The organism is Micromonospora sp. LOL_025, assembly GCF_048060285.1.
Lineage (GTDB): Bacteria > Actinomycetota > Actinomycetes > Mycobacteriales > Micromonosporaceae > Micromonospora.
This window is the reverse complement of the sequence record NZ_JBHMIR010000003.1, coordinates 140,497-152,613: the sequence shown is the minus strand read 5'-3', so window position 1 is coordinate 152,613 and position 12,117 is coordinate 140,497. Positions and strand designations below refer to the sequence as shown.

Here is a 12,117-nt window from a genome sequence, read left to right as displayed (position 1 = left end):
ACTACCATCGTTGAGCCGGATTCAACGATGGGGCGGGACGTGCTGGAACGACACGAGCTGGAGACCTTCCTGACCCTCTCCGAGGAGCTGCACTTCGGCCGGACGGCGGAGCGCCTGCGGGTGACCACCGGGCGGGTCAGCCAGGTGGTCAGGAAGCTGGAACGCCGCGTCGGCGCCCCGCTCTTCGCCCGTACCAGCCGGGTCGTCCAGCTCACCCCGATCGGGCGGCAGCTCGCCGACGACCTGGCGCCGCTGGTCGCCGGCACCGACGACGCCGTACGCCGGGCCGTCGAGGCGGGGCGGGGCGTGACCGGGCGGCTGCGGGTCGCCTTCCTCGGCGAGTGGACCGCCCCGACGCTGCTCAAGGCCGTCGCCCTGTTCTCGCGACGCCACCCCGACTGCCAGGTCGAGGTGCGGGAGGTGCAGCTCTTCAACTCCCGGCAGAGCCTGCTCGACGGCTCCGTCGACGTCCTGATGGCCGCGTACCCCTTCGACGGGATGGCCTGCGGGCCGGCGCTGCTTCAGGAGCGGCGGTTGCTCGCGGTGGCCGCCGGGCACCCGCTGACCCGGGAGGAGTCCGTCTCCCTGGAGACGCTCGGCGACCACCCGGTGGTGCAGTACCCGGCCGTGACCTCGGCGGAGTTCAAGCGCGACCGCACGCCCGAGCGGACCCCGTCGGGGCGGCCGGTGCCGAAGGGGCCGGCGAGCAACACGTTCTCGGAGATGCTGACGCTGGTCGCGATGGGGCGCGGGGTGCTGCCGGTGGGCGAGCACACCCGCCGCTACTACCCGCGCCCCGACGTGGCGTACGTGCCGATCCGCGACGCGCCACCGATCCGGCGGGGCCTGGTCTGGCGGGAGAGCAACGGCACGGCCCGGATACACGAGTTCGTCCGGGCCGCGACCGACGCGAACACGGCCTGACGCCGGATCCACGGCGGCTGGGGCGGGGAGCCGGTGGGCCGGGGCGACGGCGAGTTCCTCGTCCTCGCCCGCCGGCAGTGATCTCCGGTTGGCGTGCCCTGCCTACCGTGGGGGTATGGCGAACGCGACGTACGACCGCAAGGAGCAGTTCCAGCAGATCCAGAGCGGCCTGCTCCACGGAGAACAGATCATCGCCGTCTACGACGCCGTCGGCACCGGCACCGGCTTCATCGGCCTGACCGACCGGCGCGTCATCATCCAGGACCGCTCGTTCGTCGGCAAGCGGTACGCCATCACCAGCATCCCGTACTCGAAGATCACCAGCGTCAGCGTGGTCAGCAACAAATCGTGGGGCGGCTCGTTCTTCTCCACCGGGGCCATCGCGATCCACGTCGGCACGCACACCTACGAGGTGGAGTTCCGGGGCTCCGACAAGAGCCACCACGTGCACAACGTGATCCTGCACCACATCAGCTGAGCTGGTCGGCGCGGTCCAGCAGGGCACGGCGTTCCGCCCCACGGTGGGCGTCGGCGGCCCGTCGGAACAGCGCGGCGGCCCGCTCGCGGTCGCCCTGCCGGGCGGTCAGCTCGGCCTCGGCCGCCACGGCGAGCGGGTAGCCGTCCAGCGCCCCGCCGGCTCGGGCGGCGGCCAGCAGCGCCAGCCCCGCCGCCGGCCCGTGCGCGTAACCGTGCGCGACGGCGCGGTTCAGCTCGACCACCGGCGACGGCTGCCACCGGACGAGCCGGTCGTACGCCCCGGCGATCGCGGCCCAGTCGGTGGCCCCGGCGGACGCGGCGGTGGCGTGGCACGCGGCGATCCGGGCCTGGAGGGCGTACGGGCCGTCCGCCGGGACCCGCGCGAGGATGCCGACGCCCTCGGCGATCGCGGCGTGGTCCCAGCGGGCGCGGTCCTGCCGGTCGAGGGTGAGCAGGTTGCCCTCGCGGTCGCGCCGGGCGTCGCGCCGGGAGTGCTGGAGCAGGAAGAGGGCCAGCAGGGCGGCCACCTCGGGCTGGCCCGGCATCAGCCGGTCGAGCAGGCGGGCCAGGCGGATCGCCTCGTCGGCGAAGGCGGGCTCGCCGTCGGCGTCGTAGCCCCGGGTGAAGAGCAGGTACAGCACGGCGAGGACGCCGGGGAGCCGCTCCGCGAGCATCGGACCGGTCGGCACGCGGTACGGGATGCCGGCGGCGGCGATCTTCGCCTTGGCCCGGGTGAGCCGCCGGGCCATGGTCGACTCGGTGACCAGGAGGGCCCGCGCGATGTCGGCGGTCGGCACCCCGCAGACCGTACGCAGCGTCAGGGCGACCCGCGCCTCCAACGCCAGGGCCGGGTGGCAGCAGGTGAAGACGAGCCGCAGCCGGTCGTCCACGATCTCGCCCTCCCCCGCCGCTCCCGGTTCCGGTTCGATCGGCGTGAGCATGGCCAGCTCACGCAGCTTGCGCCGCTCGACCGAGGAGCGCCGGAGCACGTCGATCGCGCGGTTGCGGGCCACCGTCATCAGCCAGCCGCCCGGGTTGGCGGGCACGCCCTCCACCGGCCACCGGGTCAGCGCGAGCGCCGACGCCTCCTGGGCGCAGTCCTCGGCCAGGGTCCAGTCGCCGGTCACCCGGATCAGCGTCGCGACGATCCGGGCGTACGACCCGGTGCTCGCGGCGGCGACGGCGTCGGCCACCGCGAGCCGCTCGGCGGGACCGTCAGCCATCCAGGCTGACGATCGGGCGCAGTTCGAGCCGTCCCTGGCGGGCCATCGGGTGGGCGCGCGCCACCTCGATCGCCTCGTCCAGGTCGGCGCACTCCAGCAGGTCGAAGCCCACGATCACCTCCTTGGTCTCGGTGAACGGACCGTCGGAGAGCAGCAACTCCCCGTTGCGGACGCGGACCGTGGTGGCCGCCGTCGTCTCCGCCAGGGCGTCACCCGTCAGCCGCCGGCCCCGGGCGTCGTTCTCCGCGACCCACGCCTCGACGTCCGGCCAGTCGGCCCGGTCGGTGTCCGGCTCGCCGTCGGTGCAGACGAACATCAGGTACTTCATTGCCGCTCCTCGGTGTCGGGTTCTCACCAGGGTGACGAACGGGCGGACCGGTTCCGGACGACGTAGGACCGGCGTTCTCAGAATCTCGCGGGACGGCGGGTGCCCGCAGTCGACCGTCGAAGCATCTCCCGTTACGCCCACGGGTGGAACACCACGGGTGTCACAGACGGGCGTTGACACCCGTGGCGTTCCACCCGTCAGCCACGACGCCTGGCGGGGCGGCGGAGGGCGGGCTGGCGACGGGCCAGGGCTCGCCGGCCGGCCAGCGCAGCGGCCCGCCGACGTGGATGCCGGCGACCGTGACCGCCCCGGGGCGCGGGGATCATGGCGAGATCGTAGGCCGCCGACGGTGGCCCGGTCAGCCGGCGCCGAGGACGTCGCAGGGGTGGGTGTCGCCCGGGTCGTACGGCGTGTCCGCCAACTCGACGGCCTGCGCGTGCTCCAGCGCGAAGTAGACGTGGGCGCAGCGCGGCTCCACCGTCACCGCGTCGCCCGCCTCGATCGTCAGCTCGGTCCGCTCGCCGGAGTCCAGGTCGCGGAACACCGCCCGGAGCCGCCCGCTGATCACGTACAGCGTCTCCGTCTTGTGGACGTGGTAGTGGTTGCCGCGCGGCCGGGCGGCGTCCGGCCGGAACTCCAGGTACGCCAGGAAGCGGTAGGTGCCGCCGTTGACGATCTGGGCCAGTTCGCCGGCCGGCGACTGGATCCGACCGCCGCCGGCCGGGATCGGCGGTGACGTCACCGGAAGTCGGCGGAGGCGTACCTTCTGCACCGCCCGATGGTAGGCCCGGGCCGGCACCACCGGCCCGCGACGCGCGCAACCACGCGGGCGGCGTCAGCGGTGCCGCCTGCCCAGCCGCCATCCCGCCGCCGTCCAGCACACCCCCCCAGAGCAGGAAGAACGGCGACCACAGCAACAGGTCCCACCACGCCAGGTCGCGGGCCAGGGCGGCGTGCCCGACCGGAGGCGGCCGGACGCCGGTCAGCAGCAGCGCGTCACCGACGAGGCCGTGGCCCAGCGCTCCGACCGACCGGGCGATCATGAGGATGCCGAGCGTCCAGGTGACCGCCAGCAGCAGCCGGCGCGGGAGGGCGGCCCGCCAGGGACGCAGGGTGGCCAGCGCCGCCACGACACCGACCACTGCGGCGACCGCCAGCACCCAGTGGCTCGCCACGAACAGCGGATCGCGGGCGAGCAGTCGTTCGCGCAGCTCCGGAGGGAGCGGGTCCTTGTCGGCCAGCGCGTTGGCCCCCAGCGCCTGCGCGAGCTTCATCGCCCCGTAGGCCGACGCGCACGCCGCCGCGCCGTACGCGCCGACCCGCGCCCGGTCAGTCCGCGACACGTCTCGTCACCACCACGTAGGACCGGATCATCGCCACGAGCAGCCCGAGCATGACGAGCCCGAGGACCCCGTGGTACCACTGCCAGCCCACGCCGAGGCCCACGAACCCGTCCACCACCATGATCGTCGCGCCGGCCCCGACGGCCAGCAGCATGCCCGCCAGCGCCAGCAGCATCAGGGGCCTCGGCACCCGACGCCCCGGCGCCGTGACCGTGGCGAGGGCCAGGCAGGCGCCCGCCACCCCCGACGCGGTCGCCGACCACTGCGCGGTCGCCACGCCCATCACGTCGCGGGCGTAGCGTTCGTGCTCGGCGGCCGGGACGACCGGGCCGCCCGGGAAACCGAGCCGGGATTCGAGGGCGAAGGCGGCCTTGCCCACGGCGTACGCGAGGAAGAGCACCGCCACCGCGTAGGCCGGCCATCGCCGCGCACCAGGAGAAGCGTCCATGGTCCCGACGCTAGGTCCGGCGGGCCGGGCGCCGACTCCCGAGCGCGAGGGGAGCGCCTCCCCCGTGGGAGGGAGCGCGGTGGACCGGTTCTTCCGCGACGCGGTACGCGACGTCACGCGGCTCTCCGCGCGGCACACGTCGACGCCGGCGGCCTCGCCGACCGGGCGGCGACAGCGGCGGGCGGACGGTGGCCGGGTCGACCGGTCTGGCCGTCCTGGTGATGGCGGGGGCCGCCGACAGCACGTGAGGGCGCGCCTCCACCGGTGATCATCGCGGCGTGGAGGCGCGCCCCGCCGACGGTGTCGGCCGTGGAGGAATCCCGTGCGATCCGCTCCAGTTGCCAATATTCCGCAGTTGCCACAACTTTGCAATAAGGCATACTGACCCGGAACAGCATCCACTCGCGGAAGGGTCCCCATGGCCGTCTACAAGCTCCCCGACATGCCCTACGACTACGGGGCGCTCGAACCCGCGATGAGCGGTCAGATCCTGGAGCTGCACCACAGCAAGCACCACGCCGCGTACGTCAAGGGCAGCAACGACGCCCTCGACCAGCTCGCCGAGGCCCGCGACAAGGGCGACTACTCGGCGCTGGTCGGCCTGGAGAAGACCCTGGCCTTCAACCTCTCCGGGCACGTCCTGCACTCGATCTTCTGGAACAACCTCTCCCCCGATGGCGGCGACCGCCCGGACGGCGAGCTGGCCGCCGCCATCGGCGAGCACTTCGGCTCGTTCGACGGCTTCGCCGGGCAGCTCTCCGCCGCCACGAAGAGCGTGCAGGGCTCCGGATGGGGCGTCCTGGCGTGGGAGCCGCTGGCGCAGCGCCTCATCGTCGAACAGGTCTACGACCACCACGGCAACGTCGGCCACGGCTCGACGCCGATCCTGGTCTTCGACGCCTGGGAACACGCCTACTACCTTCAGTACAAGAACGTGCGTCCGGACTACGTCGACCACCTCTGGGACCTGGTCGACTGGGCCGACGTCGCCAGGCGCTTCGACGCCGCGCGCGCCGCCGGCAACCCGCTCACCGTGGCGCCCTGATGGCGGCCGACCCGGGGTCGGCCCTCATCGCTGCACAACGCGCCGCCGGGGTCATCGCCGCCAGATGCCGCGGTGACCTCGACGGCGCGGAACGGCTGCTCGCCATGTTCCCCGACGAGGCCGCCCGCAGCCGCGGCTTCATGTTCCTGGCCGAACTGGCACTCAGCCTCGTGGGGACCCGGACCGGCCAGAGCATGGAGGACGTCGCGCAGGAACTTGCCCTGCACATCGCGGCCGTCGGCGGCGGGCCGCCCGCCCGGTGACCAGGTGAGGCTCCGGCTACCTTCGACCCCATGACAGTGGCCCGCTCCATCCTGCTGTTCCTGCTCGCCGCGCTCGCCGAGATCGGCGGGGCCTGGCTCGTGTGGCAGGGCTGGCGCGAGAACCGGGGGCTGCTGTGGGTGGCGGCCGGGGTCATCGCCCTCGGGCTCTACGGCTTCGTCGCCACCTTCCAGCCCGACCCGAACTTCGGCCGCATCCTGGCCGCCTACGGCGGCGTCTTCGTCGCCGGCTCCCTCGCGTGGGGCATGGTCGTCGACAAGTTCCGCCCCGACCGCTACGACCTCGTCGGCGCGGCCCTCTGCCTGGTCGGGGTCGCCGTCATCATGTACGCCCCCCGCAGCGGCTGAACCACGCGGCGGTGTCGGACACCGCCACTAGGCTGCGCGCCATGATCACAAGACCCACCGAGAAGTGGGGCCGCAGCGTGCGGGAGCAGAGGGCCGCGATCACGGCGGGCAGCCTCACCGAGGACGCCGCGTACGCCCTCCGCCTCTGGCCCGAGCCCTTCGTCACCGCCGTCGACGCCGTTCTCGACGCCTACGAGGCGGACGTTCGCTCGCTCTCCTCGCCGACCGACGAGGAGGTCCTCGCCGCGGTGGAGCGGGTGGTCACCGCCCTCAACACCGTCAACGACGAGCACGGCAGGATCGAGACGGGGGAACGCGAGGACCTGTGCGAGCACATCGACGCCGTGCTGACGGGCGCGGGCCAGGACGTCGAGGCGCTCACCTCCCGGCGCGGCGTCGGGCGCCACGAACTCACCGACGAATGGCGCGACTGGTAGGGGCCACCCGAGCCGGTCGCGCGACGGGGACGCCAGCCGTACGGCAGTCGACCGTCCTCGTCGGCCGGCAGGTTCTCGTCGCCGCGGCAGGTCGCCGGATACCGGGTTGCGTGCTCCCCATGCCTGCGGCAGCCTCGATCGCGTGATCGAGACGCATGTCCTCGGCGAGGACGATTGGAGGACGTGGCGGGAACTGCGCCTCGCCGCGCTGACGGAGGCGGCGTACGCGTTCGGCTCCCAGTTGGCCGACTGGCAGGGCGACGGCGACCGCGAGGAACGCTGGCGCGCCCGGCTGGCCATCCCCGGCTCCCGCAACATCCTGGTGACGCTCGACGGGCAGCCCGTCGGGATGGCCAGCGGGGTGCCGACCGGACAGGACGGCGTCGTCGAGCTGATCTCGATGTACGTGGCGCCGGCGGGACGTGGCCGGGGCGTGGGCGACCACCTCGTGCGGGCGATCGAGCAGTGGGCGCGGCAGGTGGGCTCGGAGACGCTGCGGCTGGCCGTGGCGGCGGGCAACAGGAACGCCTGGGCGCTCTACCAGCGGCACGGCTTCCAGGACACGGGTGAGCTGGGTGACCTCATGCCCGACGGCGTGCGCCGCGAGCACATCCTGACCAAGAGCCTCGTCGGCTAGCGGCGGTGCCCGGCTGCCCGGTGCGCCGGGGCTCAGTACGGCTGGCCACACACCTTCCAGGCCCCGTCCTCCTTCACCAGCATGAACGTGTGCTGGTCGGTGAAGCCGCTGCCCAGCGTCAGGGCCATGTTCACCGTCGCCGACGTGCGGCCGTTGACGCTCGACACGTTGACGCCGTTGACCTTGTGACTGTGGATCCTCGGCTGCTGGGCGACGCCCCGAGCGAACGCCTCCCTCGTGTACCCGCCGCGCGTGTCGCCGCACAACAGCTCGTACGCCGCGTCCGGATCGCCGGCCTCCAGGTGGCTCACGAACGACTCGGCGGCCTGCCGCGCCGGGTCCGTCGCGCCCTTGACCCCCTTGTACAGGAAGAAACGCCGATGCCGGCGCCGCCGCAGCACAGCACGACGACCACGCCGACGACGATCAACACGGTGCGCAGCGTGCGCCGCTTCGGCGGTTGGGGCACCTGGTACGGGTGAGTCATGGGTAGTGACGGTCATCCTGGACGACGTTGCGGGTCAGGACGTTGAAGCGGAACGTCACTACACGTTGAAGCGGAACTCCACGACGTCGCCGTCCTGCATGACGTACTCCTTGCCCTCGATGCGGACCTTGCCGGCGGCCTTGGCCGCCGCCATCGATCCGGCCGCGACCAGGTCGCCGAAGGAGACCACCTCGGCCTTGATGAAGCCGCGCTGGAAGTCGGAGTGGATGACCCCCGCGGCCTCCGGCGCGGTCGCGCCGACCGGAATGGTCCAGGCGCGCGCCTCCTTGGGGCCGGCGGTGAGGTACGTCTGGAGCCCGAGCGTGCGGAACCCGACGCGGACGAGCTGGTCCAGGCCCGGCTCGTTCTGCCCGATCGACTCCAGCAGCTCGCGGGCCTCCTCGTCGGGCAGGTCCACCAGCTCGGACTCGATCTTGGCGTCCATGAAGACCGCCTCGGCCGGCGCCACCAGGGCGCGCAGCTCGTCGAGGAACTCGGCGTTGCCCAGCTCGGCCTCGTCGACGTTGAAGACGTACAGGAAGGGCTTGGTGGTGAGCAGGTGCAGCTCGCGCAGGTGTTCCAGCTCGATGCCCGCGTCCTTGGCGCCCGCGTAGAGGGTGACGCCGGTGTCGAGCAGCTCCACGGCCTGCTTGGCGGCGGTGACGGCGGCGGCCCGGTCCTTGCGGAGCTTGGCCTCCTTCTCCAGCCGGGGCAGCGCCTTCTCCAGGGTCTGGAGGTCGGCGAGGATCAGCTCGGTGTTGATCGTCTCGATGTCGTCGGCCGGGGAGACCTTGCCGTCGACGTGCACCACGTTCGGGTCGGAGAAGGCCCGGACGACCTGGCAGATCGCAGAGGCGTCGCGGATGTTCGCCAGGAACGCGTTGCCCCGGCCCTGCCCCTTGGAGGCGCCGCGCACCAGGCCGGCGATGTCGACGAACGACACCGGGGCGGGCAGCACCTTCTGCGAGCTGAAGATCTCGGCGAGCGTGTGCAGCCGCTCGTCCGGCAGCCCGACGACGCCGACGTTGGGCTCGATGGTGGCGAACGGGTAGTTCGCCGCGAGCACGTCGTTCTTGGTCAGCGCGTTGAACAGGGTGCTCTTGCCGACGTTGGGCAGGCCGACGATGCCGATGGTGAGACTCACGACGAGCCAGCTTACGCCGGTGCTGTCGCACGCCGGCACGCGGTGCGTCGTCGCCGGGCCGGGGCATACCGGATCTTGGTACGGAGCGGCCGTCGGAGGGGCGCGACCGTACCAGGATCGGCCGGGGGTTCGGCTCGGGTCAGCCGAGCAGGCGCGGCGGGATAGGGGTCTCCCGCACCGTGCCGTCCTCGGCGCGGCTGACCTCGTACGCCGAGGGGCCCTCGCGGTCGGCGACCGCCTCGACCAGGCGGGTGCCCCGGTAGAGCAGCCCGGTGCCGTCGTCGGTGCAGTGGGCGGTCGGCAGTGTGCCGTCGCCGACCAGCCGGTGCATCAGCGGCCGGCGCTGCTCCTCGCTGTCGTAGTGCACGCCGTTGCCGTAGGGCAGCCAGCCCAGCCCGTCGGTGAAGCCGCGCAGGGTGGTGCCGAAGCTGTCGGTGGCCCCGCCGGCGTGCCAGCAGATCGAGCCGGCGGAGACGCCGCCGAGCACCACCCCGGCCTCCCAGCACTCGCGCAGGATCTCGCCGAGGCCGTGCACCCGCCAGACCGCGCAGAGGTTGGCGACGCTGCCGCCCCCGACCCAGATCACGTCCTGGGCGAGCAGGTGGGCGCGGACGTCGTCGACGTTCGGCATCGGGAACAGCGCCAGGTGCGTCATCCGGAACCGGCTGCCGGCGAACGCCTCGTAGACGCGGGCGAGCGTGGTCGGCTGGTCCCCCTCGGCCTGGTTGAGGAAGCAGATCCTCGGCTCCGGTCCGGCCTCGGCCAGCTCGGCGGCGAGGTCGAAGACGGGGTTGACCCGTCGGGGCCCGCCCTCGTGGCGCGGCGCGTAGATGCCCATGCTGGTGGCGAGGATGGTCGGTTCGCTGGCGGGCACGGTCGTCCTTCCGTCGGGGTCGGCGGTGCCCATCCTGCCCGAGGCCGGCCGCCGGGCGCCGGTCACCCGCCTGCCGGGCTCACCGCCCGCCGTCGGTGACCGCGCCCAGCAGCGTACGCAGCAGGTCGGCGAGGCGCCGCTGGTCGTCGGCGGGCAGCGCGTCGAGCAGCCGACGCTGGACGGCCAGCCCCGCCTCGGCGGCCTCCTCCACCAGTTCGAGGCCGGCCGGGGTGAGCGTGACCTGGAGCCCGCGCCGGTCCGCCGGGTCGGGTGAGCGGCGGAGCAGCCCGGCGCGTTCCAGCCGGTCGAGCCGGCCGGTCATCCCTCCGGAGGTGAGCATCAGCGAGGCGGTGAGCGCCTTCGGCGCCAACGTGTAGGGGGTGCCGGCGCGGCGCAGGGCGGCGAGCACGTCGAACTCGCCCCGGCTGATCGACCAGCGGGCGTAGGTGCGTTCCTGCTCGTCGCCGACGAGCCGGGCCAGCCGGTAGATCCGGCCGAAGACCGCCATCGGCTCGGGGCGCATCCCGGGCCGCTCCCGCTGCCACTGCTCGACGATGCCGTCGACGTCGTCCCGCTCGGTCACCCCCGGATTGTGCCGCACCTCGCACTCCCGCTTTACCTCGCCACAAAGTAGCTTAGTGGCAAGATACTTAGCCTCAAGAATTAGCGAGGAACCGTGGACCGACGCCGGCTCGACATCCTGCTCACCGCCGCCGCGCCGACCGCGTGGGGCACGACGTACCTGGTCACCAGCGAACTGCTGCCGCCCGACCGGCCGCTCTGGTCCGGCGTGATCCGGGCCCTCCCCGCCGGCCTGCTGCTGCTCGCGCTGACCCGGCACCGGCCGCACGGCGCCTGGTGGTGGCGCGCGGCCGTGCTCGGCGCGCTGAACATCGGGGCGTTCTTCCCGCTGCTCTTCTTCGCCGCGTACCACCTGCCCGGCGGTGCCGCCGCGGTGCTCGGCGCCACCCAGCCGCTGCTGGTGGCGGGGCTGACGGTGCTCGTGCTCCACGAGCGGCCCCACCCTCGGGCGCTGGCCGCCGCGCTCGCGGCGCTCGCCGGGGTCACCCTGGTCGTGCTGCGGCCCGACGCGGGCCTCGACCCGACCGGCGTCGCCGCCGGGCTGACCGCCACCGCCGCGATGGGCGCGGGCCTGGTGCTGACCCGTCGCTGGGGCCGGCCACCGGGCGTCGGCACGCTCACCGCCACCGGCTGGCAGCTCACCGCCGGCGGACTGATGGTGGTGCCGGCGGCCCTGCTGGTCGAGGGGACGCCGCCCGTGCCCGACCCGCCGGCGCTGGCCGGGTACGCGTGGCTGACGCTGGTCGGGACGGCACTGGCGTACGCGCTGTGGTTCCGGGGCGCGGCCCGGCTGCCGGTCACCCAGGTCTCGCTGCTCGGCGCGCTCAGCCCGCTGACGGCCGCCGCGCTCGGCTGGGCCGTGCTCGGGCAGGCGATGACCGGCTGGCAGCTCGCCGGCTTCGCCGTGGCGGTCGGCGCCACCGTGGCCGGGCAGCTGCCGGTGCGCCGGCCCGGCCCGGTGGGTCAGTCGCGTGGCCCGGCGGGTCAGTCGCCTGACCCGGTCGGTCAGTCGCGTGGCCCGGCCTGGCGGGGAACCACCGCCTCGATCGGCAGGGCGCCGGGAGCCAGCTCCCCGGCGGCGGCCAACGGCAGGGTGAAGCGGGCCTCGGCGGCGGGACCGGCCGCGTACGACTCGCGGAGCATCCAGCGCACCTCGTCGGCCGTCCAGCCCAGCCCGGCGCGGCCGGCGATCTCCCGGACCAGGCGCAGCGCCACCCGGGTGTCGTCGTCGTAGAACCGCATGCACCAGTGGTGCACCCACATGCCCAGCGCGCGCAGGCCGTCGGCGTCGAGCGACCGCACCAGCCGGCCGCAGGCGGTGTCACCGAACGCCCGCCCCGGGTCGCCGGCCCGGTCCCGTTCGATCGCGCCGACGGCGGCCGGGGCGACCGCGCGCATCCGGTCGTAGAAGCGCTGCACCACCACGCCGTCCAGCGGAGGGTGCCCGTCCCGTGTCGACGCCGCCCGCCGACCCGCCACGCTCGCCATCGCCGCACCCCTTCTTGAGTTGGTGGCCGGACGGTACCGGCCACAACCGAC

General features: G+C 73.6%; 16 protein-coding genes and 2 pseudogenes. 8 read left to right on the top strand and 10 right to left on the bottom strand.

Annotated features, from left to right (window positions below; all coding sequences use genetic code 11):
• The first annotated feature begins 39 nt into the window (after positions 1 to 39).
• Both ACFHW0_RS05620 and ACFHW0_RS05615 read left to right on the top strand, forming a co-directional pair.
• Complete coding sequence (locus ACFHW0_RS05620) at positions 40 to 924, top strand: LysR family transcriptional regulator (RefSeq protein WP_416605904.1); 885 nt, start codon at positions 40 to 42, stop codon at positions 922 to 924.
• A gap of 115 nt (positions 925 to 1,039) precedes the next feature.
• Entirely contained in the window at positions 1,040 to 1,402 is a 363-nt protein-coding gene (locus tag ACFHW0_RS05615) for a PH domain-containing protein (protein ID WP_121399755.1), read from the top strand.
• Here ACFHW0_RS05615 and ACFHW0_RS05610 read toward each other — a convergent pair.
• From ACFHW0_RS05610 to ACFHW0_RS05590, 5 genes and pseudogenes are all read right to left on the bottom strand, one after another.
• Positions 1,395 to 2,624 carry an RNA polymerase sigma factor gene (locus ACFHW0_RS05610; protein WP_416605902.1) on the bottom strand — a complete coding sequence of 410 codons (1,230 nt, stop codon included), beginning with the start codon at positions 2,622 to 2,624 and terminating at the stop codon, positions 1,395 to 1,397. The genes ACFHW0_RS05615 and ACFHW0_RS05610 overlap by 8 nt on opposite strands.
• Positions 2,617 to 2,952, bottom strand: a complete 336-nt coding sequence (locus tag ACFHW0_RS05605) for a YciI family protein (protein WP_416605901.1) — start codon at positions 2,950 to 2,952, stop codon at positions 2,617 to 2,619. Before ACFHW0_RS05605 ends, ACFHW0_RS05610 begins: the two co-directional genes overlap by 8 nt.
• Positions 2,953 to 3,310: 358 nt before the next feature.
• Positions 3,311 to 3,724, bottom strand: a complete 414-nt coding sequence (locus tag ACFHW0_RS05600; protein WP_416605900.1) for a cupin domain-containing protein — start codon at positions 3,722 to 3,724, stop codon at positions 3,311 to 3,313.
• A gap of 118 nt (positions 3,725 to 3,842) precedes the next feature.
• Positions 3,843 to 4,226: pseudogene (locus ACFHW0_RS05595) on the bottom strand (DUF3995 domain-containing protein); the annotation flags it as partial.
• A 55-nt stretch (positions 4,227 to 4,281) separates the two neighbouring features.
• On the bottom strand, positions 4,282 to 4,743 hold the full coding sequence (locus tag ACFHW0_RS05590) for a hypothetical protein (RefSeq protein WP_416605899.1): 462 nt from the start codon (positions 4,741 to 4,743) through the stop codon (positions 4,282 to 4,284).
• Positions 4,744 to 5,161: 418 nt separating this feature from the next.
• Between ACFHW0_RS05590 and ACFHW0_RS05585 the strand changes: the two genes are divergently transcribed.
• The 5 genes from ACFHW0_RS05585 (at position 5,162) to ACFHW0_RS05565 (ending at position 7,491) form a co-directional block, all read left to right on the top strand.
• A complete protein-coding gene (locus tag ACFHW0_RS05585) occupies positions 5,162 to 5,788 on the top strand; it encodes a superoxide dismutase (protein WP_416605897.1) in 627 nt (208 codons plus the stop codon).
• Positions 5,788 to 6,051 carry a superoxide dismutase gene (locus ACFHW0_RS05580; protein ID WP_416605895.1) on the top strand — a complete coding sequence of 88 codons (264 nt, stop codon included), beginning with the start codon at positions 5,788 to 5,790 and terminating at the stop codon, positions 6,049 to 6,051. The genes ACFHW0_RS05585 and ACFHW0_RS05580 overlap by 1 nt, the downstream gene beginning before the upstream one ends.
• A gap of 30 nt (positions 6,052 to 6,081) precedes the next feature.
• Entirely contained in the window at positions 6,082 to 6,417 is a 336-nt protein-coding gene (locus ACFHW0_RS05575) for a YnfA family protein (RefSeq protein WP_416605894.1), read from the top strand.
• A gap of 41 nt (positions 6,418 to 6,458) precedes the next feature.
• Positions 6,459 to 6,854 carry a hypothetical protein gene (locus tag ACFHW0_RS05570; RefSeq protein WP_416605892.1) on the top strand — a complete coding sequence of 132 codons (396 nt, stop codon included), beginning with the start codon at positions 6,459 to 6,461 and terminating at the stop codon, positions 6,852 to 6,854.
• Positions 6,855 to 6,996: 142 nt separating this feature from the next.
• Positions 6,997 to 7,491 carry a GNAT family N-acetyltransferase gene (locus ACFHW0_RS05565; protein WP_416605890.1) on the top strand — a complete coding sequence of 165 codons (495 nt, stop codon included), beginning with the start codon at positions 6,997 to 6,999 and terminating at the stop codon, positions 7,489 to 7,491.
• Between the two features lie 32 nt (positions 7,492 to 7,523).
• On the opposite strand, the gene ACFHW0_RS05560 is transcribed toward ACFHW0_RS05565, so the two are convergent.
• The 4 genes from ACFHW0_RS05560 to ACFHW0_RS05545 form a co-directional block, all read right to left on the bottom strand.
• The gene (locus tag ACFHW0_RS05560; protein ID WP_416605888.1) at positions 7,524 to 7,892 is read right to left on the bottom strand and encodes a hypothetical protein; all 369 of its coding nucleotides are present in this window, start codon (positions 7,890 to 7,892) and stop codon (positions 7,524 to 7,526) included.
• Between the two features lie 144 nt (positions 7,893 to 8,036).
• The gene (gene ychF / locus ACFHW0_RS05555) at positions 8,037 to 9,122 is read right to left on the bottom strand and encodes a redox-regulated ATPase YchF (RefSeq protein ID WP_121400143.1); all 1,086 of its coding nucleotides are present in this window, start codon (positions 9,120 to 9,122) and stop codon (positions 8,037 to 8,039) included.
• A gap of 139 nt (positions 9,123 to 9,261) precedes the next feature.
• Positions 9,262 to 10,029, bottom strand: coding sequence for a Type 1 glutamine amidotransferase-like domain-containing protein (locus tag ACFHW0_RS05550; RefSeq protein ID WP_416605886.1), 768 nt, complete (start codon positions 10,027 to 10,029; stop codon positions 9,262 to 9,264).
• 46 nt (positions 10,030 to 10,075) lie between these two features.
• On the bottom strand, positions 10,076 to 10,579 hold the full coding sequence (locus ACFHW0_RS05545; protein ID WP_416605884.1) for a MarR family winged helix-turn-helix transcriptional regulator: 504 nt from the start codon (positions 10,577 to 10,579) through the stop codon (positions 10,076 to 10,078).
• 93 nt (positions 10,580 to 10,672) lie between these two features.
• Here ACFHW0_RS05545 and ACFHW0_RS05540 point away from each other — a divergent pair.
• Positions 10,673 to 11,440, top strand: a pseudogene (locus ACFHW0_RS05540) (EamA family transporter); the annotation flags it as partial.
• Between the two features lie 143 nt (positions 11,441 to 11,583).
• Here ACFHW0_RS05540 and ACFHW0_RS05535 read toward each other — a convergent pair.
• Entirely contained in the window at positions 11,584 to 12,066 is a 483-nt protein-coding gene (locus ACFHW0_RS05535; RefSeq protein WP_416605883.1) for a hypothetical protein, read from the bottom strand.
• Between the last annotated feature and the right edge of the window lie 51 nt (positions 12,067 to 12,117).

Excerpts from the sequence above, each read along its gene's own strand:
- ACFHW0_RS05570 (WP_416605892.1), top strand. The coding sequence starts at position 6,459 with ATGATCACAAGACCCACCGAGAAGTGGGGCCGCAGCGTGCGGGAGCAG.
- ACFHW0_RS05580 (WP_416605895.1), top strand. The coding sequence starts at position 5,788 with ATGGCGGCCGACCCGGGGTCGGCCCTCATCGCTGCACAACGCGCCGCC.
- ACFHW0_RS05590 (WP_416605899.1), bottom strand. The coding sequence starts at position 4,743 with ATGGACGCTTCTCCTGGTGCGCGGCGATGGCCGGCCTACGCGGTGGCG.
- ACFHW0_RS05575 (WP_416605894.1), top strand. The coding sequence starts at position 6,082 with ATGACAGTGGCCCGCTCCATCCTGCTGTTCCTGCTCGCCGCGCTCGCC.
- ACFHW0_RS05615 (WP_121399755.1), top strand. The coding sequence starts at position 1,040 with ATGGCGAACGCGACGTACGACCGCAAGGAGCAGTTCCAGCAGATCCAG.
- ACFHW0_RS05605 (WP_416605901.1), bottom strand. The coding sequence starts at position 2,952 with ATGAAGTACCTGATGTTCGTCTGCACCGACGGCGAGCCGGACACCGAC.
- ACFHW0_RS05535 (WP_416605883.1), bottom strand. The coding sequence starts at position 12,066 with ATGGCGAGCGTGGCGGGTCGGCGGGCGGCGTCGACACGGGACGGGCAC.
- ACFHW0_RS05585 (WP_416605897.1), top strand. The coding sequence starts at position 5,162 with ATGGCCGTCTACAAGCTCCCCGACATGCCCTACGACTACGGGGCGCTC.
- ACFHW0_RS05610 (WP_416605902.1), bottom strand. The coding sequence starts at position 2,624 with ATGGCTGACGGTCCCGCCGAGCGGCTCGCGGTGGCCGACGCCGTCGCC.
- ACFHW0_RS05550 (WP_416605886.1), bottom strand. The coding sequence starts at position 10,029 with ATGGGCACCGCCGACCCCGACGGAAGGACGACCGTGCCCGCCAGCGAA.